A 26,666-nucleotide genomic window follows, 5' to 3' on the forward strand; every position below is an offset into this window, starting at 1 on the left:
GACTTCGCGGGATCGGTGACCACCGGCACGTTCAGCTGGCCGGGCGCCTACGGCACGTGGTGGCAGGCCGATCCGTCGGCGGACCTGATCCTGATCTATCTGGTCCAGAACCTTCCCGAGGTCAGCGTCGACGCGGCCGCGATCGCCGGCAACACGTCGCTGGCCAAACTTCAGAGCGCTCAGCCGAAGTTCGTCCGCCGGACCTACCAGGCGCTCGACATCTAAAGCGTGCCCCCGTCGCCGGCCCCGCGCACCGCCTGCGCGGCGGCCCGGATCTGCGGCGTCACGAGCATCACCTGGCCCAGTACGCCGTTGACGAAACCCGGTGAGTCATCGGTCGACAACTGTTTGGCCAGTTCGACCGCTTCGTCGACGGCGACCGGCTCGGGCACATCGTCGGCGTGCAGCAGTTCCCACACCGCCACCCGCAGAATCGCGCGATCGACGGCAGGCAACCGCTCCAGAGTCCAGCCTTGAAGGTGCGCGGCGATCAGATCGTCGATGTGCGCGGAATGCTCGGTGACCCCCCGAGCCACCGTCACGGTGTACGGGTTCAGTGGCGCCACGTCGGACTCGTTCTCCGCCAAGGCATTGCGTGCCTCTGCCACCTCCGCCGAGGTGAGCCCGCGGGCCTCGGCCTCGAAGAGCAGGTCGACGGCGCGCTTGCGGGCCTGATGGCGGCCCCGGTCGGCGGGCCGACCAGTCCGGCCGGAGTCTCCTCGACGGTCAGGCATTCACCCGACCCAGATAGCTGCCGTCACGCGAGTCGACCTTGAGCCGGTCGCCGGTGTTGATGAACAGCGGTACCTGGATCTCGGCGCCGGTCTCCACCGTGGCGGGCTTGGTGCCGGCACTGGAACGATCGCCTTGCAGCCCCGGCTCGGTGTGCGTGACCTCGAGTTCGACGGTGACGGGCAACTCGAGGTACAGCGGCGAACCGTCGTGAAAGGCGATCTGCACCGGCATGCTCTCGAGGAGGAAATCGGCGGCGCGGCCGACCAGCGACTCGGGCAGCGGATGCTGCTCGTAGTCCTGGGAGTCCATGAACACGAAGTCGGAGCCGTCGCGGTAGAGATAGGTCGCGTCGCGCCGGTCGACCGTCGCGGTTTCGACCTTCACCCCCGCGTTGTAGGTCTTGTCGACGGTCTTACCGGAGACCACGTTCTTGAGCTTGGTGCGCACGAAGGCCGGCCCCTTGCCGGGTTTGACGTGCTGGAATTCGATGATCTGCCAGAGTTGCCCGTCGATCACCAGGACGAGGCCATTCTTGAAGTCGGCGGTCGTTGCCACGGTCGGTTGTTCTCCTGTTCAGAGGATGGCCAGTTCCTTCGGGAACCGGGTAAGCAAGTCGGAGGTGTCGTCTTGGGAGCCCGCCACGACGAGCGTGTCCTCGATGCGGACGCCGCCACGGTCGGGCAGATAGACACCGGGTTCCACGGTCACCGCAGAGCCAGCAAGCAGTGTACCGGCGGCCGCCGCGTTGATCCCCGGCGCTTCGTGGATCTGCAGACCCACCCCATGCCCGAGCCCATGTCCGAAGTTGTCGGCATAGCCGGCCTCGGCGATGACGCGACGCGACGCTGCGTCGACCTCCTTGAGCGACACCCCGGGCGCCAGCGCCTCCCGACCGGCGCGTTGCGCGGTGGCGACCAGTTCGTAGAGGTCGTGCTGCCACTGCGCGGCCGGTGCGAGCACAAAGGTCCGGGTCATATCCGAGTGGTAGCCGCTGACCAGCGCGCCGAAATCGATCTTGACGAAGTCGCCTGCGCCCAGCACCGCGTCGGTGGGCCGGTGATGCGGGATCGCCGAGTTGGGCCCGGCCGCCACGATCGTCTCGAACGACGCCCCGTCGGCGCCGTGCTCGAGCATCAGCGACTCGAGCTCGCGGCCGACCTCCTTCTCCGTGCGGCCCGCCCGCAGTCCGCCGCCGTCGACGAGGTCCCGCAACGCCGCGTCGGCGGCCTCGCAAGCCAGCCGCAGCAGCGCAACCTCGCCCGCGTCCTTGACTTCGCGAAGCGCCTCGACCGTTCCAGCCGCGCGCACCAGCTCGGTCTGCTCTCCGGCGGCAGCGGTCAACGCGGCGAACGCGTCGACGGTCACCACGTGACTCTCGAAGCCGAGCCGACGCACCCCATCCGCGGCGGCCCGGCGCGCCAGGTGCGGTCCGCAGGCCCGCTCGATGACGATCTCGGCGTCGGGCGCCTGCTGGGCCGCCTGCGTGCGGTAGCGGCCGTCGGTGGCCAGCACCGGCGTTTCCGTGTCTTTCCCGTCCACCCGGATGAGCAGGGCGGCGTTGGAGCCGGTGAACCCGCACAGATATCGCACGTTGACCAGGTCCGAAACCAGCATCGCGTCGAGCCCGGCGTTGGCGAGGCGCTCGCGCAACCGGTCCCGGCGCTGTGAAATAGTCACGGTCGATGACGCTACTCGCTAAGGTGAGGCCCCATGAGTAAGTGGTTGCTGCGCGGACTGGTGTTCGCGACCCTGATGGTGATCGTGCGATTGCTGCAGGGAACGCTGATCAACGCGTGGGAAACCAGGGCAGGGCTGATCAGCGTCGTGCTGGTGGCGCTGTTCGCGATCGCCGCGTTCGTTTGGGGTGTGATCGACGGCCGGGCCGACGCCCGCGCCAACCCGGACCCGGACCGCCGCGGCGACCTGGCGATGGTCTGGCTGCTGTCGGGCCTGTTCGCCGGGATCGTCAGCGGCGCGGTGGCGTGGTTCATCGGGATCTTCTACAAGAGCCTCTATGTCGAGGCGCTCCTCAACGAGGTCACCACGTTCGCGGCGTTCACCGCGCTGGTGGTGTTCTTGATGGCGATCGCAGGTGTGGCGCTCGGCCGCTACCTCGTCGACCGCAAGGCCGACCAGACACCGCATCTGCACCACGCCCACGATGACGACCGCGCCGATACCGACGTGTTCGCGGCCGTCGGCCGTCAGGACGCGGGCGGGTCCTCCGAGACAACACCACGCGACGACCGGGTGTAGCCGCCGAGGCTGGCCAAGTACCGCAGGGCGAGTACGTAGCCCTGCACGCCGAGGCCGACGATCACGCCGGTGGCCACCGCACTCAGGTACGAGTGGTGCCGGAATTCCTCGCGGGCGTGCACATTCGAGATGTGCACCTCGATCAGCGGCGCGCGCAGTTCGGTGCACGCGTCGCGCAGCGCCACCGACGTGTGCGTCAGTGCGCCGGCATTGAGGATCACCGGATCGCCCGCATCGGCGGCGGCGTGGATCCAGCCGAGCAGGTCGGCCTCGCTGTCGCTCTGCCGCACAACGGCTTTCAGTCCCATCTCCTCGGCCTCACGCTCGATGAGCGCGACCAGTTCATCGTGCGTGGCGCTGCCGTACACGTCGGGTTCGCGGCGGCCCAGCCGACCGAGGTTGGGGCCGTTGAGGATCAGCACCGTTCCGGTCATGACGCCACCGCTCCTATTTCTGCGTATGCCGCCGCAAGAAGTGACGGATCTGGGCCCTCCAGACGTCCCGGCTTGCCGAGGCCGTCGAGTACGACGAACCGCAGCACGCCCGCGCGGGTCTTCTTGTCCCCCGCCATGGTCTCCAGCAACTCGGGGAACGCGTCGGCGTCGTAACTGACCGGCAGGCCCAGCGAGGTGAGCACCGCCCGGTGCCGGTCGGCGGTTTCGTCGTCGAGGCGGCCCGCGAGCCGGCCGAGTTCGGCGGCGAACACCAGCCCCACCGACACGGCGGCGCCGTGGCGCCACTGGTAGCGCTCGCGGCGTTCGATCGCATGCGCCAGGGTGTGGCCGTAGTTGAGGATCTCGCGCAGTTGCGATTCCTTCTCGTCGGCGGCGACCACCTCGGCCTTGACCGCGATCGCGCGCCGGATCAGCTCGGGCAGCACGGTTCCGGTGGGATCCAGCGCGGCTTCGGGATCGGTTTCGATCAGGTCCAGGATGGCCGGGTCGGCGATGAAACCGGCCTTGACGATCTCGGCCATGCCCGCGACGAGTTCGTTGCGGGGCAGCGTCTCCAACGTGGCGAGGTCGACGAGCACGGCGGCGGGTTGGTGGAAAGCGCCGACCAGGTTCTTGCCCGCGTCGGTGTTGATGCCGGTCTTGCCACCGACGGCGGCGTCCACCATTGCGAGCAGCGTGGTCGGCACGTGGACGATGTCGATCCCGCGCAGCCAGGTGGCGGCCGCGAAACCTGCGACGTCGGTGGCCGCTCCGCCGCCGAGGCTGACGATCGCATCCCTGCGGCCGATCCCGATGCGGCCCAGCACTTCCCAGATGAATCCGACGACCGGCAGGTCCTTGCCTTTCTCGGCGTCCGGAATCTCGATGCGGTGTGCGTCGATGCCGGTGTCGGCCAACGTCTTGCGGATGAGCTCGGCCGTCTGCGCGAGCACGGGCTGGTGCAGGATCGCGACCTTGTGCCTGCCCTCGAGGGCACGTTGCAATTCGCCGAGCAGCCCGGCGCCGATGATGACGGGGTACGGCGGGTCGACGAGTACGTCTACGGTGACCGGGTCGGTGTGTTCAGTCACGGTTCGCCTTCATGTTTCGGGCGGCGACCGCCGCCGGTGACGGCGGCGCCTCGGTGCTGGGCTCGGCGGTGAGCGCCGACGGTCCGCGGCGCCAGGGTGGGCGACGCTTGCGCCGCTGCGGGTTGGGTGCGCCGGGGTTCTCCAGCCGGGTGACGATGTAGCGCACCACCGCACCGGGGTTGCGCCGGTTGGTGTTGACCCGGATCGTCGCCACCTTCCGGTATAGCGGAACCCGTTGCGACATCAGCGCTTTGAACTTCTCGTCGCGGTCGGCGCCCGCTAGCAGCGGACGCACCGTGCTGCCTCCGGTCCGGCGCACGCCCTCCGCGGCGCTGATCTCCAGGTAGATCACGGTATGACCGGCCAGCGCCTCGCGCACACCCGCCGTGGTGACCGCTCCCCCGCCCAACGACAGCACGCCGTCATGGGTCTGCAGCGCCGATCGGACGACCTCTTCCTCGATCCGGCGGAACTCCTGCTCGCCGTCGGTGGCGAAGATGTCGGCGATCGTGCGGCCCGTGGTCTCCTCGATCGCGGCATCGGTGTCGAGCAGCGAGAGTCCGAGCGCCTTGGCCAACCGCCGCCCGATCGTCGACTTGCCCGACCCGGGCAAGCCGACCAGTACCGCGCGCGGCGCCATCAGCCCGAGGCCTGCACCGGTCGCGTCGCCGGCTCACGGTCGCGCACCGCTCGCAAGTAGTTGTCGATGTTGGCCCGCGTCTCGGTCAGCGAATCGCCGCCGAACTTCTGCAGCGCCGCCCGTGCGAGCACCAGCGCCACCATGGTCTCGACGACCACGCCGGCGGCGGGCACCGCACAGACGTCGGAGCGCTGATGGATCGCGACGGCCTCGTCGCCGGTGTCCATGTCCACCGTCGCCAGGGCCCGCGGCACGGTGGAGATCGGCTTCATCGCCGCGCGCACCCGCAGCGGCTGGCCGTTGGTCATCCCGCCTTCCAGACCGCCCGCCCGGTTCGTCGAGCGCATCACCCCGTCGGGGCCCGGATACATCTCGTCGTGGGCGACGCTGCCGCGTCGGCGCGCGGTCTGGAACCCGTCGCCGATCTCGACACCCTTGATCGCCTGGATGCCCATCACCGCGGCGGCGAGTTGGCTGTCGAGCCGGTTGTCGCCGCTGGTGAACGACCCCAGCCCCACCGGAAGGCCGTTGGCGACGACCTCGACGACGCCGCCGAGCGTGTCGCCGTCCTTCTTGGCGGCCTCGATCTCGTCGATCATGGACTTTTCCGCGTCCTTGTCGTAGGCGCGGACGGGGCTCGCGTCGATCGCGGCCAGGTCGGCGGCCTGTGGCGGCGGGCCGTCGTACGGGTCTGACGCCCCGATCGAGATGACGTGGGACAGCACCTCGACGCCGAGCGCCTCTTTGAGGAACGCGCGGGCGATCGTGCCGGCGGCCACGCGGGCCGCGGTCTCGCGAGCGCTGGCGCGCTCGAGCACCGGACGGGCGTCGTCGAAGCCGTACTTGAGCATGCCCGCGTAGTCGGCGTGCCCGGGCCGCGGCCGGGTCAGGGGCGCATTGCGCGCGACGTCGAGCTCGGCGGGGTCCACGGGGTCCGGTGCCATCACGGTTTCCCACTTCGGCCACTCGGTGTTGCCGATCTCGATCGCGATCGGGCCACCGAGCGTGACGCCGTGCCGGACCCCGGCCAGCATCGTAACCAGGTCCTGCTCGAACTTCATCCGGGCGCCGCGGCCGTACCCGAGGCGACGGCGGGCCAGCTGCCCGGCGATGTCGTCCGAGGTGACGTGCACGCCCGCGACCATGCCTTCGACGACGGCCACCAGGGCGCGGCCGTGGGATTCACCAGCAGTGGTCCATCGCAACACGCGTCCCATCTTCCCACGTCGGCCGCCCGGCCCCGAATCAGCCGATCACCAGGCCATCGAGGATGCGGCCGAGTTCGGCTGCGGTGTGCCGATGCGCGGCCTTCTGGTCCTGCGCGCGGGCGACGATCATCGCCATCTCGCAGAGCGCGCCGAACAAGAAATGTGCCAGCGGTCCTGGTGGCCGCCTGGCGATCCGACCGGCTTCGACAGCGCGCACGATGGCCACTTCCATCATCTCGAGCAGCGGCGCCTCGAGGCGACGCACCTCCTCCCAGCCCAGCGCGGTGAACGCGTCGAGCAGCACGATCCGCTGCAGCCCCGGTTCGAGGCATTCGTCGAGGAATGCCCGGCACGCGGACCCGAACGCGTCCCACGGGTCCTTCCTGCGCCGATATGCGTCGACCAGCGGCCCCGCCATCCGCTCGATTTCGCCGGTGAACACCGCCTCGAACAGTCGGCGCTTGCCCTCGAAGTGGTGGTAGACGGCGCCCTTGGTCACATTCGCCCGTGCAGCGACCACATCCAGCGAGGTGGCCTCGTAACCGCGCTCGGCGAACAGCTGACGCGCCGCGACCACCAGCGCCGAGGTGGTCGCCTCGGTGCGCTCGGCCTGTGTCCGCCTTGCGCCCTTCGTCGCCACCGCCGAACGATATCCGGTCACAGGTCCGCGGGCTGCGTGCGTGGCCAGCGGTCGACAACCCGATTCGACTGCTGGGCAAGCCTTTCGTCGTTCACAACACTCCGTAGACGCGATAGTCGACGTGGTTCGGCGAAAGAACGTTGTAGCCCAGCGCGACGACCTCGCTGAGCCATGCATAGCGCTCGTCGGCGGTGGCGAACCTGGGCGTCGTTCGCACGTAGGTCTCGTCGAAAGGAAGGACCTCACCGCGTGCCAACCGCTCGAGTCCGTCCGCGGGGACCTTGATGATCCCTGCGCTCTCGAAGTGGATGAGCACACCGTCGTGCGTGCGCAGTGTGACGCGGACATCGACCCGACCGGACCCGTCGTCACCGACGAGAAGCCAGTCCCCGCCGCCGGGCAGCACTTCACCCCGCAGCCGTGGCCCATCGATGGTTCCACCGTCCGCGATGAACGTCATCCGGGCACCGGTAGGTGTCGAGATGGGTTGCGCCGGCTGGAGATCGACGTGCATGTCGAACAGGTGCTCGACGGGCAAGGCGTCGACGAGCGGTAGCTGGTCGACCGCGGCCGCCGTCACGCGCCGGCCCCTTTCATCGAGGCCATCATCTGCGCCGAGTCGATGAACGAGTCCTTGCGTGCGACGAGCCCCTCGCGCGAGACAACCACCACATCGAGGCAGTCGAAGCGCACACCGCCGGAGATCAACGCCCAATCGAGTATCCAGTGGGCATCGCCGTAGAGCACCCGATAGGTCTCGAAGGTGAAGTCCGGGAACTGCTCGAAGAACCCGGCGAACGCCTCGCGCGCATTGTCACGCCCGACGACCGGCTCCGCGCCCACATGTGTCCAGAACCGGGTGTCCTCGGTATGCAACCCAGCGATCGCGTCCGGGTCGCGTTTCGCCCACGCGGCGAAATACCGCTCCGAAAGGGCCTTCAAATCAGTTTGCATACTCGCAGTATGCAATAACCTACTCTGAGTATGCAAGAGTAGAGCTGCTCGCCTCGCCTGGCATTAGAGCGTCACCAACGCCGTCGCCGTTGCCGCCGCGAGGCACATCGAAACGCCGTGCGGGACAGTCGCTTCCCGATGCCGAGCCACGACGAGGGCCCACGCGGCCGTGATCAGTGGAGCTCCCATCGCGGCCAGCGTCCACACGTCGATGCCGAACGCACCCGTCAGCGCGCCGACACCGATCGCGAGTTTGACGTCGCCGGCGCCCATCGCCGCCGGTGCGAGCAGATGCGTCGTCACGTAGACGGCGAACAGCGCGACGGCCCCGGCCACCGCCGGAAGCCCGCGATCTGCCATCGCCGCAGCGCTCAGAATGACGAGCGCGCCCGGCAAGGTGAGCCAGTTCGGTAGTCGCCGCTCTCGGATGTCGCAGACGCTCAACGCCACGAACCACCACAGCACCGCAGCGCAAGCCACTCCCCCCATTCACGAAGGCTAACGGGCGCGCAGTACTCCCGGAGTCACCGAATCGGCCCACCGACTTGCACCGCGGTAAGCCGAACGCTCAGCTCGCGTCGAGCGCCGCTGCCATCGCTTCACGCGGTGCCGGGCGACCGGTGAACTGCTCGACCTGAGCGAACGCCTGGTGAAGCAGCATCTGCAGACCACTGATGACCCGCCCGCCGGCGTCCAGTACCGCCGCGGCCAACGGCGTCGGCCACGGGTCGTAGATCGCATCGAGCACAAGCGGGACGTCTGCGAACGCGGACGCGTAGCGCGCGGCCGCATCGGCGGGAATGGTGTTGACCATCAGATCCGCGTCGATGACCGTGCTGCGCAGTTCGGGGCCGTCGACGTCACACCACCGGGCGTCGGCACCCAACCGCGTCGCCAGATCCACCAGCGGCGCGGCCTTCTCGGGGTTCCTCGCCGCCACAGTCACCCGCTGGACTCCGAGCTCTGCCAGCCCGACGACCGCCGCCGGTGCCGTGCCTCCGGAACCCACCACGATCCCGTGCCCGGCCGTCACGTCGCCCAATGCTCCTGTCACACCGTCGATGTCGGTGTTGTCAGCTCGCCAGCCCGCCGGTGACCGGACCAACGTATTCGCCGAGCCGACGAGTTCGGCGCGGGTGGTGCGCTCGTCGGCGACCTCCAGCGCCGCGAACTTGCCGGGCTTGGTCACCGATACGCCGACCCAGTCGGGGCCGAAACCGGTGACGAGGCCGGGCAATTGCTCGGCTGTGCACTCGATTCGCTCGTAGGTCCAGTCGTGCAGGCCCAGCGCACGGTAAGCCGCGAGGTGCAGCTGCGGCGAGCGGGAGTGCGCGATCGGCGAACCGAGCACCGCCGCCCTACGGCGTGCGCTCATCGCGCGGAATCGAGCACACCGTTGCGCTGAGCCAGTTCGATGTTCGCGAGGTGCTCCTGGTAGTCCCTGGTGAACAACGTCGTGCCCTGCATGTCGATGGTGACGAAATACAGCCAGTCCCCGGGCGCAGGTTGCTCGGCGGCGGCCAGCGCCGCTTGGCTCGGCGAGCAGATCGGGGTCGCCGGAAGCCCGGGCCGGACATAGGTGTTCCACTGGTTGTGTTGCGCGCGATCGACGTCGGTGGTGGCCACCTCGATGCGGTCCAGCGGGTAGTTGACCGTGGAGTCGAACTCGAGCGTGCGGTTCTCGGCCAGCCGGTTGTAGATGACGCGCGCCACCTTGGCGAAGTCCTCGGGTGTCGACTCCCGCTGCACCAGCGAGCCCACGGTCAAGATCTGATACGGCGACATCTTCATGGCCGCGGCCGTCTCGAGTAGCCCCCCGTTCGCGTATTGCGTTGCGCTGGCGGAGATCAGGTTCGACAGGATCTCCTGCGGCTGCGCCGACGGGTCGATGTTCCACGTGCCCGCGGCGATCAACCCCTCGAGGCGCCGATGATCGTCTCCCATCGCGGTGACGGGCTCGATGGCCCAGTCCGGCACCGCCAGCGCCGCCGGCGCAACCGTCCCGGCCACCCGCTTCAGCGCGTCCGCCGACACACAGTGGCGCTCGCCGTCGAGGTCGACACACGTCGCGCGGGAGATCAGGCTGAGGATGCCGTCGGTGACCGCGTCGGTCTTCACGTCACGGACATCGTCGAGCTGACGTCCCTCGGGGATGGTGAGCTTACCGACCCGGTTCTGCGGATCTGCCAGCCGCTCAACGGCGTTGGCCGCCGGAATCTCGGTGCGCAGCTTGTAGAAGCCGGGCTGGATCGCCGAGATCGCGTCGTTGCCCTCGGCGGCGTCGACGAACGCGCTGGCCGTCGCGACGATGTTGTGCTCCTGCAGCGTCTTGCCGATCGCGGTGGTGGAGTCGCCGTCGTGTACCTGGATCACCACATCGGCGACGCCCTCGCCGGTGAAGTCGTTGCCGCCGAACAACGAGTGCCACAATTTCGAGCCGAGGAACACCGCGCCGACGACGACCACGATCAGCAGGCCGACCGCCAAGCTGCCCGCCAGGCGACGCCTGCGCCGGTTCCGCGCCTGCCGGATCCGGTCCGCGCGGGTCGTCCGGCGCCGCGGTGGGCCGACCGCAACCGGTTCGGCCCGTTCGCGGCCCCAATGGTCAGTCATCCACGACCTCTCCGTGCGCGGCACGGTGCTCTTGTGCCCCTTGTGTCCCCGGCGCCGCGCGCCGCTGGTCCAGCCAGTTCTGCAGAATGCCTACCGCTGCCGCTTGGTCGATGACCGAACGCTGGCCCCTGGCCCGAACGCCGGCCTCTCGCAACGAGCGTTGAGCCACCACGGTAGTGAGTCGTTCGTCCGCGAGTCGCACGGGTGTCGGCGCGATCCGCGCAGCGAGCGCATCGGCAACCGCGACGGCGTCCTGAGCGGAGGACCCGGAGCGGTCGGCGAGCGTGCGGGGCAATCCCACGACGACCTCCACGGCGCCCAAGTCTTGAACCAGGCCGGCGAGCCGTCGGATGTGCCGGTCCGAGTCCTTGCGCCGGTCCCGCGCCACGGTCTCGACCGGCGTGGCGAGGATGGCGTCCGGGTCACTGGCGGCCACCCCGATGCGCACGCTGCCGACATCGATGCCGATCCGTCGACCGCGTCCCGGGTCCGGAGGGTTCAGGGCACCCCCGGGCCGATCCGGCCGACGATCGTCCGATGCTCGTCGCGCAAGCGGCTCATCGCCGGCAGGTGTGGACTTCACGCGGCTAGCTCCGGTGAATCTCTGCGCGCAGCGCGGCCAATGCCGCGTCGATTCCTGCCGCCCCTTTACCGGAACCCTGTGCGAGATCGGCCTTGCCGCCACCCCGGCCGTTGACCGGCGCGCCCAAGTGCTTGACCAGGTCGTCGGCCCGCAGACCGAGGTCTTGTGCCGCCGGGTTGACCGCCACCACGAACGGGACGGTGTCGTTCTCGCCCTCGGCGATCAGCGCGACGACGGTGGGGTCGGCGCCGAGCTTGCCGCGGACGTCGCCGACCAGCGTGCGCAGATCACCGGCCGACATCCCACCGGCCATCCGCTGCGCCACGAGACGGACCTTACCGACAAGTTCCGCGCCCGCGGCGGCATTTGCTGCGGCGGCGCGCGCGTTCGCCAGGCGCAGCCGGTCCAACTCCTTCTCGGCCGCTCGCAGCCGCTCGACCAGATTCGCCACTCGGTCAGGCACCTCGTCGGACGGCACCTTCAGCGACGAGGCGAGGCCGGCCATCAAGGCTCGCTCCTTGGCCAGGTGGCGGAACGAGTCCAGACCGACGTAGGCCTCGACGCGGCGCACCCCGGAGCCGACCGACGACTCGCCGAGGATCGTCACCGGACCGATCTGCGCGGAGTTGTGCACGTGAGTGCCGCCGCACAACTCCAGCGAGAACGGGCCGCCGATCTCGACCACGCGAACCTGATCGGGGTACTGCTCGCCGAACAGCGCCATCGCGCCCATCGACTTGGCCTTCTCCAACTCCGTGGTGAACGAGTGCACCTCGTAGTCGGCTTCGACGGCTTCGTTGGTGACTTCCTCGATCTGGCCGCGCTGCTCCTCGGTGAGCGGACCCTGCCAGTTGAAGTCGAACCGCAGGTACCCGGGCCGGTTCAGTGAGCCGGCCTGAACCGCGTTCGGCCCCAACACCTGTCGCAGCGCGGCGTGCACCATATGAGTTCCGGAATGGCCCTGGGTCGCGCCGTGCCGCCACCGCGGATCCACGGCAGCGATCACCGTGTCACCCTCGACGAACTCACCGGACTCGACGTTGACCCGATGTGCCCACAGGGTTTTCGCGATCTTCTGCACATCGGTGACGGCGGCCTTCGCCGCGGTGGAGGCCCCCGAGCCGCTGATCGTGCCCTCGTCGGCGATCTGACCGCCGGACTCGGCATAGAAGGGGGTGCGGTCCAGGATCAGCTCGACCCGGTCCGGCTGCGGGCCACCGCCGGCGGCCGCGCCGCCGATACCGGCACCGTCGTGGGATACGACGGGCACCCGCTTGCCGTCGACGAAGATCCCGAGAATCCTTGCTTCCGAGGACAATTCGTCGAAACCGGTGAACTCGGTCGGTCCCGCGTCGACGAGCTCGCGGTACGCCGACAGATCGGAGTGCGCCTGCTTGCGGGCGGCCGCGTCGGCCTTGGCGCGCTGGCGCTGTTCGGCCATCAGGCCGCGGAAGCCCTGTTCGTCGACGGAGAGCCCCTGTTCGGCGGCCATCTCCAGCGTGAGCTCGATCGGGAACCCGTAGGTGTCGTGCAGGGTGAACGCGTCGGAGCCGGACAACACGGTGGCGCCCTTGGCTTTCGTCGCACCCGCGGCCTCGTCGAACAACCGCGAACCCGCGGCGAGCGTGCGGTTGAACGCGGTCTCCTCGGCCACGGCGATCCGCTCGATGCGGTCGAAGTCGGCCACCAGTTCCGGGTACGACGGGCCCATCTCGTCACGCACGGTGGCCATCAGATCGGCCATGATCGGCTGCTCGACCCCGAGAAGTTTGGCCGCGCGGATGATCCTGCGCAACAGGCGGCGCAACACATAGCCGCGACCCTCGTTGCCGGGGCTCACACCGTCGCCGATGACGATCGCCGCGGTCCGGCTGTGGTCGGCGATGATTCGGTAGCGCACGTCGTCGGAGTGGCTGCCCTGCCCGTATCCGCGGGGCGCACGCTCCGCCATGAGGTCGATGACCGGTCGCACCAGGTCCGTCTCGTAGACGTTGTCCACGCCCTGCAGCAGGCAGGCCACCCGCTCGATGCCCATGCCCGTGTCGATGTTCTTGCGCGGTAACGGGCCGAGGATCTCGAAGTCCTCCTTCGAGGTGCCCTCGCCGCGCTCGTTCTGCATGAAGACGAGGTTCCAGATCTCGATGTAGCGGTCCTCGTTGACGACCGGCCCGCCCTCGGCGCCGTAGTCGGGGCCACGGTCGTAATAGATCTCCGACGACGGCCCGCACGGCCCGGGGATGCCCATCGACCAGTAGTTGTCCGCCATCCCGCGGCGTTGGATGCGCTCCGGTGGCAGCCCGGCGACCTCCTGCCAGAGCGCTGCCGCTTCGTCGTCGTCCAGATAGACCGTCGCCCATAGGCGCTCCGGTTCGAGCCCGTAACCCCCTTGATCGACCGGGTTGGTCAACAGCGTCCAGGCGAATTCGATGGCGCCCTTCTTGAAGTAGTCGCCGAACGAGAAGTTGCCCGCCATCTGGAAGAAGGTGTTGTGCCGGGTGGTGATGCCCACCTCATCGATATCGGGGGTGCGGATGCACTTTTGAACGCTGGTGGCCCGACTCCACGGCGGCGCCTGCTGGCCGAGGAAGTAGGGCACGAACTGCACCATGCCGGCGTTGACGAACAGCAGATTGGGGTCGTCGAGGATCACCGAAGCGCTCGGCACCTCGGTGTGGCCCGCTTTCACGAAGTGATCGAGGAAACGCTTCCTGATCTCGTGTGTCTGCACGTCTGATACATCCTTGTAGTTTCGCTGGTACCTGCGACTATTCGACCGCACTACAGTACCGGTCGCCGTTGCCGCGCCGAAAAGTCAACGAACGGGCGTCGCTTCCGGTGCCCGTGCCGCCTTCAGGCTGCGGCGATGAAGCTCAGGCGCACGTTACGGCGCGGGTTGTCGCGGTTGAGGTCGACGAGCACGATGCTCTGCCAGGTGCCGAGCAGCGGTTGGCCGTCCTGCACGGGCAGAGTGACCGACGGCGACACCAGCGCCGGCAGGACGTGGTCGGCGCCGTGGCCCGGTGAGCCGTGCGAATGGCGGTAGCGGTCGTCCCGCGGAAGTAGGCGGTCGAGCGTGTCGACGAGATCGTCATCGGATCCGGCGCCCGTCTCGATGATCGCCACACCCGCGGTCGCGTGCGGTACGAAAACGCTGCACAACCCGTCGCGGTGGCGGCCGCAGAAGGAGCGCACCGCATCGGTCAGGTCGACGATGCGGCGCTGGCCGGTCTCGATGTCGAGCACGTCGGAGTCCACGCCTTCAAGGGTACGAGGCGCGTCCCCGATCGACCCGGGCCGTTTATTGACGTCTGTGTCGGGGTATCTCACGGGCACCCCGAGACCCTGGAGGAACAATGACCATCACCGGCGTAATCACCGCCATCTTGATCGGCGCAGTCGTCGGCGTGCTCGCCCGCCTGCTCCTGCCCGGCAGGCAGCCCATCGGCATGCTGGTGACCGTTCTCGTCGGCATCGTGTCGGCGTTGATCGGCACGGCGATCGCCCGTGCGCTCGGCCTGCCCACCGCCACCAGCGGAGTCGACTGGGTCGAACTTCTCGTCCAGCTTGTCGTCGCCGTGATCGGTGTGGCCCTGGTGTCCGCGCTCATGGGCCGTAGGCGCACCGGCGTGATGGGCACGCGTCGTCGCGGCGGCGTCATCCGGTAGCCGATCTGCCCCCGCGATCCCGGCTGCTTCCCCCGGCAGCCGGGATCGCTTCTGTCACAATGTCTTCAGCAGCGCGTCGAGCTTCTCGTAGCCTTCTTGCATGCCGCCCTCCATGCCGGAGGACAGCAGCGCGTCGCGGGCCTCGACGTTCGGGCAGATGGACCGGCCACGCAGCCTGCTGCGGCCACCGCCGAGGTCCTCGAACCACATGTACTCGATGTTGACCTGATCGGGCGCGCCGTCGAATTCGAAGGTCTGCAGGACGAACTCGTTCTCGCGCACGGTGTGGAAGGTGCCGTTGAAGCGGTACTCCCCACCCTCGTCCTTGTGCGAATAGCGGTAGCCGCCGTGGCTCTTGAAATCCCACTCCTCGATCGTCATCTCCAGCCCGTGCGGGCCCAGCCATTTCTTCATCAGGTCGGCCTCGGCGTGCGCGCGGAACAGCGCTTCGACGGGGGCGTCGAAATCCCGGGTGAACTCCATCGCGAGCGTGTCGACGGGCGCGGTCAGGTTCAGGGCATTGGTCATTTCTCGGTTCCTTTCTCTTCGGTCATGTCCGCCAGCAGGACATCCAGCCGGCGGTAGTTGCGTTCGGCGTCAAGCCGATACCGGTCGATCCATGCAGTCAGCCGCTCCAACGCAGCCGCGTCCAGGTGGACCGGCCGTCGCTGCGCGTCGCGGGTTCTGGTGACCAGGCCCGCCTGCTCGAGCACCTGAATGTGCTTGGACACCGCCTGTTTCGTGATGTCGAACGGCGCCGCCAGGTCGTTGACCGTGGCCGGCCCCCGCGACAGCTTCGCCACGATGGCGCGCCGAACGGGGTCGGCCAGTGCCAGGAAGGCACGGTCCAGCCGGGCGTCTGCATTCCCATCACCTCTCAATTGTCAACCTTTTGTTTGATCAACTGTTTTATTGATTACCAAGGTAGAGGCCCCTGCGGTACGTGTCAAGAGGTTCTCTTTCTCACGGTGAAGCCAGGGTTGTGACATGCGGGCGGATCGCAGCACGGGCACCCGTTGAATTGTTTGCGCTCCGGGAGGAAGCTAGGTAGATCCGGTGGCGCCACCGGGGCGCCGCCCCGACGCAGAGGGGTTGGATCCGTGTACGCACGCTCTACGACTATCGAGGCGCAACCGGGGTTCATCGATGCCGGAACCGCCTATGTCCGTGATGAAGTCATGCCGGCTCTAGAAGAAATGGATGGTTACGTCGGCCTGTCGATGTTGGTCGACCGGGAGTCCGGCCGCTGCATCGTCACCAGCGCCTGGGAAACCGAGGAGGCGATGCGCTCCAGCACGGAGAAAGCGGCTTCGCTTCGGGAACGGGCCGCGGAGATCTTCGGCGGCAGCGCCACGGTCGATCCATGGGAACTCGCGGTGCTGCATCGTGACCACCGCTCGACTGAGGGCGCCTGTGTGCGGGCGACGTGGCTGAAGTTGCCGCCAGATCACGCCGACCGGGCCGTTGAGTTCTATCGGACGTCGGTGTTGTCGGCACTGGAGAACCTCGAAGGTTTCTGCAGCGCCAGCTTGATGATCAACCGCTCGTCGGGGCGCGGGGTGTCATCGGCGACGTTCGACAGCCGCGACGCCATGGAGCGTAACCGCGAGCAAGCGAGCGAACTGAGGAACGCGCGGACCCGAGAATTGGGTGCCGACGTGATCGACGTCGGTGAATTCGAGCTCGCGATCGCACACCTGCGGGTGCCTGAGCTGGTCTGACGGCATCAGCGCTTGCGGCGGATGATCGCGCGCAACTTGTCCAGGCGACCGGCGATGTCGCGTTCGTTGCCGTGGGTGGTCGGCTGGTAGTAGTCGACGCCGACGAGCTCATCGGGCGGATACTGTTGCGGCACAACGCCATCCGGGTCGTCGTGGGCGTACTTGTAGCCGATCGCGTTGCCCAGTTTGGCTGCGCCCGAGTAGTGGCCGTCGCGCAGATGTGGCGGCACCAGGCCCGCCTTGCCCGCTTTGATGTCGCTCATGGCCGCGCCCAGTGCCGTCGTCACGGCATTCGACTTCGGGGCCGTCGCCAGGTGGACGGTGGCGTGCGCCAACGTCAGTTGCGCCTCGGGCATGCCGATGAGTTGGACGGTCTGCGCGGCGGCGACCGCGGTCTGCAGCGCGGCCGGGTCGGCCATCCCGATGTCCTCGCTGGCCAGGATCATCAGCCGCCGGGCCACGAAGCGCGGGTCCTCCCCCGCCACCAGCATCCGGGCCAGGTAGTGCAGGGCGGCGTCGACGTCGGAGCCGCGGACCGACTTGATGAACGCACTGATCACGTCGTAGTGCTGATCGCCGTCGCGGTCGTAACGGACCGCGGCCTTGTCCAGTGACTGCTCGATGGTTTCGACGGTCACCTCGTCCCCAGCTTCAGCGGCCACCTCGAGCGCGGTCAGCGCACGGCGGGCGTCACCGGCCGACAGTTGTACGAGGAGTTCGACGGCCTCGTCGGTGACCGTGACTGTGCCGCCGAGGCCGCGCGGGTCCTCGATGGCGCGACGGACCAGCGTGCGTACGGCGTCGGCGCCCAAGGGCTGCAACTGCAGGATCAGCGACCGGGAGAGCAGCGGTGCGACGACCGAGAACGACGGGTTTTCGGTCGTCGCGGCGACCAGTGCCACGACGCGGTTCTCGACGGCCGACAGCAGCGCGTCCTGCTGCGTCTTGGAGAACCGGTGCACCTCGTCGATGAACAGAACGGTCTGCTCGCCGTAGGCCGCCGCGCGCCGGGCCACATCGATGACCGCGCGGACCTCCTTCACCCCCGCAGACAGCGCCGACAGCGCTTCGAACCGGCGGCCGGTGGCCTGCGAGATCAGCGCCGCGAGCGTCGTCTTACCGGTGCCGGGCGGTCCGTAGAGGATGACCGACGCCGCGCCGGAACCCTCGACCATCCGGCGCAGCGGTGAGCCCGGTTGCAGCAGGTGATCCTGCCCGACGACCTCGTCGAGCGTCGCCGGACGCATCCGCACCGCCAGCGGTGCTGACGCCCCGACGGGGCCGACCGCGCTGGGGCCGGTATCGCCGGGCACATCGAACAGACCGTCGGACACGCTTTCTGCTTACCACCGTTTGCGCCGAACGGGGGTTACCCGCACGCGACGTGCGCTCCGGACGTGTATCGACCACACACTCGAACGCCTATGGGGTCGCGGTCACGAAGTCGATCAACTCCTCGACCCGGCCGATCAGTGCTGGCTCGAGGTCGGTCCAGTCGCGGACGCGGCCGCGGATGCGCTGCCAGGCCCTGGCGGTGTCGGCCTGCTGGGCGGCGGGCCAGCCCAGCGCACCGCACACGCCCTTCTTCCAGTCGACCCCCTTCGGCACGACGGGCCACGCCTCGATGCCCAGCCGTTCGGGCTTGACCGCCTGCCAGATGTCGATGAACGGGTGGCCGACGACGAGCGTGTGCTCACCGCCGGGTCCTTGTCGGACGGCTTGCGCGATGCGGGCCTCCTTCGAGCCCGCCACCAGATGGTCGACGAGCACCCCGAGCCGGCGGCCCGGCCCTGGTCGGAAATCTTCGACGACGGCCACGAGATCGTCGACGCCGCCGAGGTGCTCGACGACAACTCCCTCGATTCGCAGATCGTCGCCCCACACCTGCTCGACGAGTTCGGCATCGTGTCGGCCCTCGACGTAGATGCGGCTCGCCAGCGCGACCTTCGCCCGCGCGCCGGCCACGGCGACCGACCCCGACGCGGTGCGCGTCTGCTTCGGCGCCGTGCGTTTGGGCGCGGTGAGGATCACCGGCTTGCCGTCGATCAGGTAGCCCGGCCCGATGGGAAAGGGCTTGCGACGTCCGCGCCGGTCCTCCAACTCCATCCGGCCGTACTCGATGCGCACGACCGCGCCGACGTACCCGGTCTCGGCGTCTTCGACGACGAGACCCATCTCCACCGGCTGCTCGGTGGAGCGGATCTTGCGATGGGGGTTGTGGGACAGGACATCGGAGCCATAGCGATCAGCCACCGGGTGATCGTAGGGTCACCTCCCCACGCGAGCAGACGCAAAATGCACTCGACACGCCGTAATCCCGGACACTTCGCGACTGCTCACCCCGGGAAAACGGCATCGGAGAGGATGTTGTGGTGATCGACATCGCGCGGTACGGCCCGGCTGTCCATGCGGGGGATGCCGATACGGCGCATCGGGTGGCCGGCCGTTTCGTCACATCGTGACCGTGCACTTGGCCTTGACCCCTGATGCGCGGTGGAGCTGCGCGCTACCCGACCTGCTGGCGGCCGCGCGCACAACGGGTTTCGCGTCAGTCGGGATCAACGCCGACCAATCAGGTTCGGCCGCCTCCGCGTTCACCGCGGCCGGCGTGCCATGCCATGAGGTGCTGGCGCTGGTCATCGGGGACGAGGAAGCAGCGGCGCTCTCGGCGGCCGAACGCCTCGCCGAATGTGCCGCGCTCGTCGGTGCGCCGTGGGTGCTCACCGTGTTCGCCGCGCCGCCGCGCATGTCGCTGATCCGGCAGTGCGCGCGCATCATTGGCGCAGCCGGTGCCGCGATGGCGGTCGAGTTCAGCCCGCTCGGACCCGTATCGGTGATCTCGGACGGGATGGCCGTCGTCCGAGCGGCGCAACGGGATGCGCCGGCCGGCCTGCTGATCGACTCCTGGCACTTCTGCATGGGCCGCAGCACGTGGGCGGACCTGGCGACCGTGCCATTGGACGACATCGCCTACCTGCAATTCACCGATGCACTGGCGCCGGAGTCCGCCGACCGCCTCGTGCGCGAGACATTGCACCGGCGAACACTTCCCGGTGAAGGCGTGCTCGAGTTGGACCGCTTCGCAGGCATCCTGCTCGACCGCGGCTGGGGCGGCGTCGTCAGCATGGAGATCCTCAGCGCTGCGCTGCGGGCGCTCCCGCTCGAGTCCATGCTGCGCCGCGTGTACGACGCGGGCGCATCGTTTTGGCGGTGAGTGGACGCTCAAACCGCGCGACCGACCGCAGAATTTCCGCATTGCGCGGCGTGTCGTGTGCAGACGCGGTCGCGCGCGGGGTGGGGTTATGCCCGCGCGCCGCTACATCAGACGGTCGGCCAGTCGGCGCGTCCACAACACCAGGATGCCGGCCAGCACTATCGCGACGAGGTTCAACGCCAGTTGCGCAGTGGACTTGGCCGCGATGTCCCAATCGCCGACCGTCGCGGCGACGACGGCGAAACCGGCGGCGGGAACCGTCATCACCGAGATGAAAACACCAACGAGCGCGGCGGATTTCGACGAGATCAGCGACAGCATGCCCGCAGTGCCCGCGAGGAAGGCCACGACGAATGACAGCGGACCGACCTGAAAGATGAAGTCGACCTGGTCCAGTTCGCTGATGCTGCGTACCGTGATCCAGCCGATCGCCTCGCCCGCAAGCACCACGAGCGCGGTGACGAGCATCGCCGCGGGAAACCCGACCAGCAGTGCGACCGCCGCTCGTCGCGCGAGATACCCCCGACGGCGCACCAGTGAGACCGCAAGCGCGGCCAGCGGGCCGAACTCAGGGCCCAGCACCGTCGCACCCACGACAGTCACCGGCGAGTCGGTCACCACGCCGATCGATGCGATCAGACACGCCACGCACAAGAAGGCCAGGAATGTGACGTTCAGCGTCGACTCCTCGCGGGTGCGGACCGCCAGCTCGTCCCACACCACGGCGTCGGCGGGGTCGCCCTCGGCCTCGTCCTCGGCGCGGTAGGCGCGAGCGGAGAGGACGGTGTCGACGAAGTCGAGCGTGATGGCCCCACGGTCCTTGACCCGTAACGCCTTCAACGCGCCGACGACGTCGTTGGCCGACTCTCTGGCGATGTCGGCGGTGATCTCGTCACCGCGTGGTTCGACCGCGGCATCGCGGTGGATCACGATGTGGGTGACGCCCGGGTTGTCTCGGAGAACCGCCATGACCGCGTCGCGCTGATCGGTCGGCGAGATCACGCGCAGATGCAGCACACCGGCACACTAGCGACTGGAACAATGCCCTCGTGGCGACATGGACGGACGTGGGCCGCATCGTCGCGGGCCTCCCCGAGACGAGCGAGACCTCGCCGCGCACATGGCGGGTCCGCAAGAAGTTGATCGTGTGGGAACGCCCGCTGCGCAAAGCCGACTACGACGCGCTCAGGGCGGATGCACCCGAAGGCGACATTCTGGGCGCCCGCGTCGCCGACGAGGGCGTGAAATACGCGTTGATCGCCGACGACCCTGCCGTCTACTTCACCACGCCGCACTTCGACGGGTATCCGGCCGTGCTGGTCCGCCTGGCGGCGATCGCGGTCGAGGAACTGACCGAACTCGTCACCGAGGCGTGGTTGGCCCAGGCTCCCAAGACATTGGTGAAGGCGTTCCTGGCCGATTAGTCCGTGCGCGAGGATGACCGCATGGCAACGAAGATTCCACCGGCGGGGGTCGTCAAGGCGGTGGATCGCATACGCCACCACCTGGCGCAGCTGCATCGCAAGCTGACGCCCGCGCCGATCGCACTCATGGAAATGATCTTGGCGACCTGGTTCTCGCAGGCCATCACCGCGGCCGCGCAACTCGGTATCGCCGACGCGCTGGCTGAGCGCCCGCTGACCCGCGACGAGCTGGCGCGCGAAATCGGCGCGGACCCCGACGCCGTCGGCCGCCTGATGCGGGCGCTGATCAGCCGTGGCGTGTTCAAGCAGAACCGCGACGGGCGATTCGCGCTCAACCCTCTCGGCGAGGCACTACGCGCCGACGCGGAGGTGTCGATGAAAGGTGCGGCGCTGTTCTTCGGCTCACGTCAGCACCGTGAGCATTGGACGTATCTGTCCGAATCGGTCCGCAGCGGCAAGCCGTGGGCGCCCGTACTGCGCGGCAAGGAGTTCTTCCAATACCTCGAGGACGAACCTGAGTTCGCGGCGTTGTTCAACGGCGCCATGACCAGTACGTCGGACATGACCGAGGCGGCGCTGTCCGCCGCATACGACTTCAGCCGGTTCGGCGTCATCGCCGATGTCGGCGGCGGACAGGGCGGGCTACTCGCCGGCGTTCTCGCCAAGGCACCGCAGGCGCGGGGCGCTCTTCGACTTGCCGAAGGTGGTCGAGGGGGCACCCGCGCTGCTCACCCAACGTGGCGTCGCCGACCGGGTGGTGGTCGAACCCGGCTCGTTCTTCGAGAGTGCGCCCGCCGGGGTCGACGCGTATCTGATGAAAAACGTCATCCACGACTGGGCCGACGAGGACGCCGTCAAGATCCTGCGCAACATTCACGCCGCCGCCACCCCGAACGCCAAGCTCCTGCTGTTCGAACTGGTGATCCCCAACCACAATCGCGAATTCATCGGCAAGCTCATCGACATGGAGATGCTGTTGTTGGCCGGCGCCAAGGAACGTACCGCGGACCAATGGCGAGACCTGTTGTTGCAAGCGGGATTTCGGCTGACCCGCATCGTCCCCAGCGCGTCGCCGCTGAGCATCATCGAGGCCGAGATCGCGCCAGCCTGACGCCCAGTTCCTCGGCGGGTACGTCGTGTCCGTCGGCGCAGCGGATCGCCACCGTCGCCGGTGCGCCGCAGTTCTTGTGCGTCAGTTGCAGCGGCGTCGGCTTGCCGAGATGGCGCTGACCCCACTCGAACATCGCCCAGACAACGGGCATGAAGTCACGGCCGGCGTCGGTCAGCACGTATTCGTCGCGGCTGCGCTGACCGGGTTCGCGGTACGGCCGACGGCTCAACAGTCCGGCGTCCACCAGGTCGGACAGCCGGGCTGACGCCGCGGCCTTCGTGATGCCGACGCGGCGACAGAACTCCTCGAAACGAGTTGTGCCGTAATACGCCTCACGCATGATGAGGATCGCCGATTTGGTGCCGACCAACTCCATAGTCTTCTCGATCTTGCACACGCCGACGGCCGACCAGGCGTCGCGGTCGGCGAGTGTGCCCTGCAACACATTCACGGAATTCCCCCATTCCTGAGTTGTCACCACTATACCCAGGTGGTATAGCTGGGTATAGAAGGCTTTACTCAGAGTTGAGTCATAGGAGGCAGCAATGTCGGCATTCGGCGGTCGCGACGCGGTCATCGTGGGAGCGGTTCGCACCCCCCATCGGAAAGGGCAAGCCCAGCGGCGCGCTGCACGACGTGCTGCCCGTCGATCTGCTCGCACACAGCCTCACAGAACTGATGGCCAGGACCGGTGTCGAACCAGCGCAGATCGACGACGTCATCGCCGGCGCGGTCACCCAGGTCGGCGACCAGGCGGTCAACATCGCGCGCAACGCGGTGCTCGCCGCGAACTTTCCCGAAACGGTGCCCGGCACCACGATCGACCGTCAGTGCGGCAGCAGCCAGCAGGCCATCCACTTCGCCGCCCAGGGCGTAATCTCCGGCGCCTACGACATTGTGGTCGCCGCCGGCGTCGAGTCGATGTCGCGGGCACCCATGGGTTCCAGCGTGCTTCCCGGCAGTGACCCGTTCGGGGCGATGGCGCAGCGTTATCCCGAAGGCCTTGTGCCGCAGGGCATCAGCGCCGAGCTCATCGCCGCCAGGTGGGGATTCTCTCGTCGGCAGCTCGACGAGTTCTCCGCCGGCAGCCATGAGAAGGCCGCGGCCGCGACCAAGGAGGGCCGGCTCGACAACGAGCTGAGCCCGATCGCCGGACTCACCACCGACGAGATCATCCGTCCCGGCACCACCGTTGACACGCTGGCCGCGCTGAAGCCGGCGTTCTACAACCCCGCCTACGAGCAGCGCTTCCCGCAGATCGGCTGGGAGATCACCCCGGGCAACTCGTCGCCGCTGTCGGACGGCAGCGCCGCGGTGCTGATCACCACCAGCGAGGTGGCCGGGCGTCTCGGCTTGCGTCCACTTGCCCGCATCCACTCGATGACCGTCGTCGGCTCCGATCCGCTCTACATGCTGACCGGTGTCATTCCCGCGACGGAGAAGGTGCTGCAGCGCGCCGGGCTGACACTCGCCGACATCGACCTGTTCGAGGTCAACGAGGCGTTCGCGCCCGTCGTCCTTGCCTGGGCCCAGGACACCGGCGCCGATCTGGCCAAGACCAACGTCAACGGCGGTGCCATCGCGATCGGCCATCCGCTGGGTGCCAGCGGTGCGCGCATCATGACGACGATGGTCAACGCACTCGAGCAGCGCGGCGGCCGCTACGCCCTGCAGACGATGTGCGAGGGCGGCGGTATGGCCAACGCCACCATCATCGAACGTCTTTGATCATGCGGTCTGGGCCTGCCTGAATAATCGAGAGCCATGCGGGCCATCGTCACCGGCGGTAACAGCGGCGTCGGCAAGGCCACCGCGGCGGCGTTGGCGGCCTCGGGCCACGATGTCCTGATCGCCTGCCGCGATGTCGACAAGGCGGTCCGGGCAGCCGACGCAATGACCGGTCATGTCGAGGTGGCCGCCCTCGATCTCGGCGACCTCGCCAGTGTTCGGACGTTCGCCGAATCGGTGGAAACCGTCGACGTGCTGGTGAACAACGCCGGCGTGATGGGCATGCCGCTGACGCGCACCACCGACGGTTTCGAGTCGCACATCGGCATCAACCACCTCGGCCACTTCGCGTTGACCTGTCTGCTTGCCGATCGCATCACCGACCGGGTGATCTCGGTGGCCAGCGCGACGTATCTGTTCAGCAGGCTGCACCTCGAGGACCTCAACTGGCAGCGTCGCAAGTACTCGAAGTGGAGCGCCTATGGCGAGTCCAAGCTCGCCAACCTTCTGTTCGTCGCGGAGTTGGCGCGGCGCGGCGTGCGCGCCTACGCGACGGATCCCGGCGCCACCGACACCGACATCACCCGTTCCCTCGGGATGGGCGAGCACCGGCGGATCCGGCGCCTGATGCACACCCCCGCCCAGGGTGCTCGCGCCATTCTGCAGGCGGTCACGGCCGACCTGCCCAGCGGCACCTATCTGGCGCCGCGCTTCAACCAGTTCGGACCACCGAGGGTGACGCGGTTGCGCCCGAAGGCGGTCGATCCGGTGACGGCCCGCCGGCTGTGGGAGCTGTCGGCCGAGCTCACGGGGTGCGACCGGGCTTAGCCGTTCTTGTCGTCGGCCTTCGGTTTGGCGTCGATGCCGGATTCCTTGCGCTGCTGCGCGGTGATCGGCGCGGGTGCACCGGTCAGCGGGTCGACACCACCGCCGGACTTCGGGAACGCGATCACTTCGCGGATCGAATCCGCCCCCGCCAGCAACGCCGTGGTGCGGTCCCATCCGAATGCCAGCCCGCCGTGCGGCGGCGCGCCAAAGCTGAACGCCTCCAACAGGAATCCGAACTTCTCTTCGGCCTCGGCCTTGTCCAATCCCATCACCGCGAACACTCGCTCCTGAATGTCGCGGCGGTGGATACGGATTGAGCCTCCGCCGATCTCGTTGCCGTTGCACACCACGTCGTAGGCGTCGGCCAGCACACTGCCCGGGTCGCTCTCGATGCGGTCCTCGAACTCCGGCTTGGGCGCGGTGAACGCGTGGTGCACCGCGGTCCACGCACCGGATCCGACCGCGACGTCGCCGTGCGCCGTCGCGTCATCGGCGGGCTCGAACAGCGGCGGGTCCACGATCCAGGTGAACGCCCACACGTTCGGGTCGATCATGTCCAACCGCTTGGCGATCTCGATGCGCACAGCGCCCAGCAGCGCCCGCGAACTCTTCGCCGGGCCGGCGGAGAAGAACACACAGTCGCCCGGCGATGCGCCGACATGGGCGGCCAGGCCGTCGCGTTCGGCGTCGGACAGGTTCTTGGCGACCGGGCCGCCGAGCGTGCCGTCCTCACCGATGAGCACGTAGGCCAGCCCCCGGTGACCGCGCTGCTTGGCGAAGTCCTGCCAGGCGTCCAGCGTGCGTCGGGGTTGAGTTGCGCCGCCGGGCATGACGACGGCCCCGACGTACGGCGCCTGAAACACCCGGAACGGAGTGTCCCTGAAGTACTCGGTGCACTCGACGAGTTCGAGTCCGAAGCGCAAATCGGGTTTGTCCGAACCGAATCGGCTCATCGCATCGGCGTACGTCATCCTCGGCAACGGCAGGGGCACGTCGTAGCCGATCAACCGCCACAGCGCGGCGACGATCTCCTCGGATACCGCGATCACGTCCTCGGCGTCGACGAAGCTCATCTCCAGATCCAGCTGGGTGAACTCCGGCTGACGGTCGGCGCGGAAGTCCTCGTCGCGGTAGCAGCGCGCAATCTGGTAGTAGCGCTCCATGCCCGCCACCATCAGCAGCTGCTTGAACAGCTGCGGGCTCTGCGGCAGGGCGTAGAACGACCCCGGCTGCAGCCGGGCTGGCACCAGGAAGTCGCGGGCGCCCTCCGGCGTCGAACGCGTCATCGTCGGCGTCTCGATCTCGACGAAGTCGTGACGCGCAAGCACTTCACGGGCGGCGGCATTCACCTTGGAGCGCAACCGAATCGCGTGGCCCGGACCGTCGCGGCGCAGGTCGAGATAGCGGTACTTGAGCCGCGCCTCCTCGCCGGCCTGTTCGTCGAGCTGGAACGGCAGTGGTGCGCTCTCCCCCAGCACGGTCAACGACGTCGCGTTGACCTCGATCTCCCCGGTGGGGATCTCCGGGTTGGCGTTGCCTTCGGGGCGGACCTCCACGACGCCGTCGACCGCGATGCAGAACTCGGCGCGCAACCGGTGCGCCGCCTCGAGCACCTGACCCTTTTCGAGGCCTTCGCGGAACACGACCTGCGAGACCCCCGACGCGTCGCGCAGGTCGATGAAGATGACGCCACCGTGGTCGCGGCGGCGCGCCACCCAGCCGGCCAGCGTCACCTTCTGACCGGCGTCGGTGGGCCGCAACGATCCGGCGGCATGACTGCGCAACACTGAAAACTCCTGAGGAAATCGCCTGACGAGACAA

At 68.2% G+C, this 26,666-nt stretch carries 28 protein-coding genes and 4 pseudogenes; 9 read left to right on the plus strand and 23 right to left on the minus strand.

The genetic code is table 11. The features are described 5' to 3' along the window. Positions 1-225 (plus strand): annotated as a pseudogene (locus tag AU185_RS13355) (serine hydrolase); the annotation flags it as partial. On the opposite strand, the gene nusB reads toward AU185_RS13355, so the two are convergent. Genes nusB through AU185_RS13370 form a run of 3 tightly spaced genes read right to left on the minus strand, consistent with a single transcriptional unit; the run spans position 222 to position 2,412 of the window. Next, the gene (nusB, locus tag AU185_RS13360) at positions 222-734 is read right to left on the minus strand and encodes a transcription antitermination factor NusB (RefSeq protein ID WP_059099949.1); all 513 of its coding nucleotides are present in this window, start codon (positions 732-734) and stop codon (positions 222-224) included. The pseudogene AU185_RS13355 and the gene nusB sit on opposite strands and share 4 nt — an antisense overlap. Continuing rightward, positions 727-1,290: an elongation factor P gene (gene efp / locus AU185_RS13365; protein WP_059099948.1), complete on the minus strand. Its 564-nt coding sequence runs from the start codon at positions 1,288-1,290 to the stop codon at positions 727-729. Before efp ends, nusB begins: the two co-directional genes overlap by 8 nt. A gap of 18 nt (positions 1,291-1,308) precedes the next feature. Further along, on the minus strand, positions 1,309-2,412 hold the full coding sequence (locus tag AU185_RS13370; protein WP_059099947.1) for a M24 family metallopeptidase: 1,104 nt from the start codon (positions 2,410-2,412) through the stop codon (positions 1,309-1,311). 33 nt (positions 2,413-2,445) lie between these two features. Between AU185_RS13370 and AU185_RS13375 the strand changes: the two genes are divergently transcribed. Continuing rightward, on the plus strand, positions 2,446-2,991 hold the full coding sequence (locus AU185_RS13375; RefSeq protein ID WP_059099946.1) for a B-4DMT family transporter: 546 nt from the start codon (positions 2,446-2,448) through the stop codon (positions 2,989-2,991). Here AU185_RS13375 and aroQ read toward each other — a convergent pair. The 13 genes and pseudogenes from aroQ to AU185_RS13440 all read right to left on the minus strand — a co-directional run bounded on the left by aroQ (position 2,940) and on the right by AU185_RS13440 (position 14,397). Beyond that, on the minus strand, positions 2,940-3,425 hold the full coding sequence (gene aroQ, locus AU185_RS13380; RefSeq protein ID WP_059099945.1) for a type II 3-dehydroquinate dehydratase: 486 nt from the start codon (positions 3,423-3,425) through the stop codon (positions 2,940-2,942). The genes AU185_RS13375 and aroQ overlap by 52 nt on opposite strands. After that, a complete protein-coding gene (aroB, locus tag AU185_RS13385) occupies positions 3,422-4,516 on the minus strand; it encodes a 3-dehydroquinate synthase (protein ID WP_059099944.1) in 1,095 nt (364 codons plus the stop codon). Before aroB ends, aroQ begins: the two co-directional genes overlap by 4 nt. A gap of 133 nt (positions 4,517-4,649) precedes the next feature. Continuing rightward, a pseudogene (locus AU185_RS13390) lies at positions 4,650-5,156 on the minus strand (shikimate kinase); the annotation flags it as partial. Further along, positions 5,156-6,364, minus strand: coding sequence for a chorismate synthase (aroC, locus tag AU185_RS13395; protein WP_059100162.1), 1,209 nt, complete (start codon positions 6,362-6,364; stop codon positions 5,156-5,158). The pseudogene AU185_RS13390 and the gene aroC, both read right to left, overlap by 1 nt. 37 nt (positions 6,365-6,401) lie before the next feature. Continuing rightward, on the minus strand, positions 6,402-7,004 hold the full coding sequence (locus tag AU185_RS13400; protein ID WP_059100161.1) for a TetR/AcrR family transcriptional regulator: 603 nt from the start codon (positions 7,002-7,004) through the stop codon (positions 6,402-6,404). A gap of 91 nt (positions 7,005-7,095) precedes the next feature. Continuing rightward, entirely contained in the window at positions 7,096-7,584 is a 489-nt protein-coding gene (locus AU185_RS13405; protein WP_059099942.1) for a DUF3237 domain-containing protein, read from the minus strand. Continuing rightward, positions 7,581-7,958, minus strand: coding sequence for a nuclear transport factor 2 family protein (locus tag AU185_RS13410; RefSeq protein WP_059099941.1), 378 nt, complete (start codon positions 7,956-7,958; stop codon positions 7,581-7,583). The genes AU185_RS13405 and AU185_RS13410 overlap by 4 nt, the downstream gene beginning before the upstream one ends. Positions 7,959-8,021: 63 nt before the next feature. Next, the gene (locus AU185_RS13415) at positions 8,022-8,438 is read right to left on the minus strand and encodes a prepilin peptidase (protein ID WP_231740338.1); all 417 of its coding nucleotides are present in this window, start codon (positions 8,436-8,438) and stop codon (positions 8,022-8,024) included. Between the two features lie 88 nt (positions 8,439-8,526). After that, entirely contained in the window at positions 8,527-9,333 is an 807-nt protein-coding gene (locus AU185_RS13420; protein ID WP_059099939.1) for a shikimate dehydrogenase, read from the minus strand. Then, positions 9,330-10,571, minus strand: coding sequence for an endolytic transglycosylase MltG (locus AU185_RS13425; RefSeq protein WP_059099938.1), 1,242 nt, complete (start codon positions 10,569-10,571; stop codon positions 9,330-9,332). Before AU185_RS13425 ends, AU185_RS13420 begins: the two co-directional genes overlap by 4 nt. Continuing rightward, positions 10,564-11,154 (minus strand): Holliday junction resolvase RuvX, encoded by a 591-nt coding sequence (gene ruvX / locus AU185_RS13430; RefSeq protein WP_059099937.1) that lies wholly within the window; start codon positions 11,152-11,154, stop codon positions 10,564-10,566. The genes AU185_RS13425 and ruvX overlap by 8 nt, the downstream gene beginning before the upstream one ends. Before the next feature lie 4 nt (positions 11,155-11,158). Further along, the gene (gene alaS, locus AU185_RS13435; protein ID WP_059099936.1) at positions 11,159-13,882 is read right to left on the minus strand and encodes an alanine--tRNA ligase; all 2,724 of its coding nucleotides are present in this window, start codon (positions 13,880-13,882) and stop codon (positions 11,159-11,161) included. A 122-nt stretch (positions 13,883-14,004) separates the two neighbouring features. Then, positions 14,005-14,397, minus strand: a complete 393-nt coding sequence (locus tag AU185_RS13440; RefSeq protein WP_156425539.1) for a secondary thiamine-phosphate synthase enzyme YjbQ — start codon at positions 14,395-14,397, stop codon at positions 14,005-14,007. Positions 14,398-14,507: 110 nt separating this feature from the next. On the opposite strand from AU185_RS13440, the gene AU185_RS13445 reads away from it, so the two are divergent. Then, positions 14,508-14,819, plus strand: a complete 312-nt coding sequence (locus AU185_RS13445) for a GlsB/YeaQ/YmgE family stress response membrane protein (protein WP_059099934.1) — start codon at positions 14,508-14,510, stop codon at positions 14,817-14,819. A gap of 54 nt (positions 14,820-14,873) precedes the next feature. Here AU185_RS13445 and AU185_RS13450 read toward each other — a convergent pair whose 3' ends face one another. Next, complete coding sequence (locus AU185_RS13450) at positions 14,874-15,347, minus strand: SRPBCC family protein (RefSeq protein ID WP_059099933.1); 474 nt, start codon at positions 15,345-15,347, stop codon at positions 14,874-14,876. Next, entirely contained in the window at positions 15,344-15,700 is a 357-nt protein-coding gene (locus AU185_RS13455) for an ArsR/SmtB family transcription factor (protein ID WP_059099932.1), read from the minus strand. Before AU185_RS13455 ends, AU185_RS13450 begins: the two co-directional genes overlap by 4 nt. Before the next feature lie 219 nt (positions 15,701-15,919). Between AU185_RS13455 and AU185_RS13460 the strand changes: the two genes are divergently transcribed. After that, positions 15,920-16,540 (plus strand): antibiotic biosynthesis monooxygenase, encoded by a 621-nt coding sequence (locus AU185_RS13460; RefSeq protein WP_059156982.1) that lies wholly within the window; start codon positions 15,920-15,922, stop codon positions 16,538-16,540. A gap of 5 nt (positions 16,541-16,545) precedes the next feature. Here AU185_RS13460 and AU185_RS13465 read toward each other — a convergent pair whose 3' ends face one another. Next, a complete protein-coding gene (locus AU185_RS13465) occupies positions 16,546-17,874 on the minus strand; it encodes a replication-associated recombination protein A (RefSeq protein WP_059099930.1) in 1,329 nt (442 codons plus the stop codon). Between the two features lie 88 nt (positions 17,875-17,962). Next, a complete protein-coding gene (locus AU185_RS13470) occupies positions 17,963-18,793 on the minus strand; it encodes a DUF3097 domain-containing protein (protein ID WP_059099929.1) in 831 nt (276 codons plus the stop codon). A 205-nt stretch (positions 18,794-18,998) separates the two neighbouring features. Between AU185_RS13470 and AU185_RS13475 the strand changes: the two genes are divergently transcribed. After that, entirely contained in the window at positions 18,999-19,754 is a 756-nt protein-coding gene (locus tag AU185_RS13475) for a TIM barrel protein (protein WP_059099928.1), read from the plus strand. A 102-nt stretch (positions 19,755-19,856) separates the two neighbouring features. Here AU185_RS13475 and AU185_RS13480 read toward each other — a convergent pair whose 3' ends face one another. Beyond that, positions 19,857-20,771 (minus strand): DUF389 domain-containing protein, encoded by a 915-nt coding sequence (locus AU185_RS13480; protein WP_059099927.1) that lies wholly within the window; start codon positions 20,769-20,771, stop codon positions 19,857-19,859. Between the two features lie 32 nt (positions 20,772-20,803). On the opposite strand from AU185_RS13480, the gene AU185_RS13485 reads away from it, so the two are divergent. Both AU185_RS13485 and AU185_RS13490 read left to right on the plus strand, forming a co-directional pair. After that, positions 20,804-21,178, plus strand: a complete 375-nt coding sequence (locus AU185_RS13485; protein WP_059099926.1) for an MmcQ/YjbR family DNA-binding protein — start codon at positions 20,804-20,806, stop codon at positions 21,176-21,178. A gap of 132 nt (positions 21,179-21,310) precedes the next feature. Beyond that, positions 21,311-22,289: pseudogene (locus AU185_RS13490) on the plus strand (methyltransferase). On the opposite strand, the gene AU185_RS13495 reads toward AU185_RS13490, so the two are convergent. Continuing rightward, positions 22,261-22,740, minus strand: a complete 480-nt coding sequence (locus tag AU185_RS13495) for a winged helix-turn-helix transcriptional regulator (RefSeq protein WP_059099925.1) — start codon at positions 22,738-22,740, stop codon at positions 22,261-22,263. The pseudogene AU185_RS13490 and the gene AU185_RS13495 sit on opposite strands and share 29 nt — an antisense overlap. Before the next feature lie 94 nt (positions 22,741-22,834). Here AU185_RS13495 and AU185_RS13500 point away from each other — a divergent pair. Continuing rightward, positions 22,835-24,017 (plus strand): annotated as a pseudogene (locus tag AU185_RS13500) (thiolase family protein). Positions 24,018-24,053: 36 nt separating this feature from the next. Beyond that, positions 24,054-24,845: an SDR family NAD(P)-dependent oxidoreductase gene (locus AU185_RS13505; protein WP_059099924.1), complete on the plus strand. Its 792-nt coding sequence runs from the start codon at positions 24,054-24,056 to the stop codon at positions 24,843-24,845. Here AU185_RS13505 and aspS read toward each other — a convergent pair. Next, positions 24,842-26,632, minus strand: a complete 1,791-nt coding sequence (gene aspS, locus AU185_RS13510; RefSeq protein ID WP_059099923.1) for an aspartate--tRNA ligase — start codon at positions 26,630-26,632, stop codon at positions 24,842-24,844. The two genes, AU185_RS13505 and aspS, sit on opposite strands and share 4 nt — an antisense overlap. Between the last annotated feature and the right edge of the window lie 34 nt (positions 26,633-26,666).

This window comes from Mycobacterium sp. GA-0227b (assembly GCF_001499855.1).
Lineage (GTDB): Bacteria > Actinomycetota > Actinomycetes > Mycobacteriales > Mycobacteriaceae > Mycobacterium.

Coding starts and splice junctions, on each gene's coding strand:
- AU185_RS13505 (WP_059099924.1), top strand. CDS start 24,054: ATGCGGGCCATCGTCACCGGCGGTAACAGCGGCGTCGGCAAGGCCACC.
- AU185_RS13445 (WP_059099934.1), top strand. CDS start 14,508: ATGACCATCACCGGCGTAATCACCGCCATCTTGATCGGCGCAGTCGTC.
- AU185_RS13420 (WP_059099939.1), bottom strand. CDS start 9,333: ATGAGCGCACGCCGTAGGGCGGCGGTGCTCGGTTCGCCGATCGCGCAC.
- aroQ (WP_059099945.1), bottom strand. CDS start 3,425: ATGACCGGAACGGTGCTGATCCTCAACGGCCCCAACCTCGGTCGGCTG.
- AU185_RS13450 (WP_059099933.1), bottom strand. CDS start 15,347: ATGACCAATGCCCTGAACCTGACCGCGCCCGTCGACACGCTCGCGATG.
- AU185_RS13410 (WP_059099941.1), bottom strand. CDS start 7,958: ATGCAAACTGATTTGAAGGCCCTTTCGGAGCGGTATTTCGCCGCGTGG.
- AU185_RS13375 (WP_059099946.1), top strand. CDS start 2,446: ATGAGTAAGTGGTTGCTGCGCGGACTGGTGTTCGCGACCCTGATGGTG.
- nusB (WP_059099949.1), bottom strand. CDS start 734: ATGCCTGACCGTCGAGGAGACTCCGGCCGGACTGGTCGGCCCGCCGAC.
- AU185_RS13425 (WP_059099938.1), bottom strand. CDS start 10,571: ATGACTGACCATTGGGGCCGCGAACGGGCCGAACCGGTTGCGGTCGGC.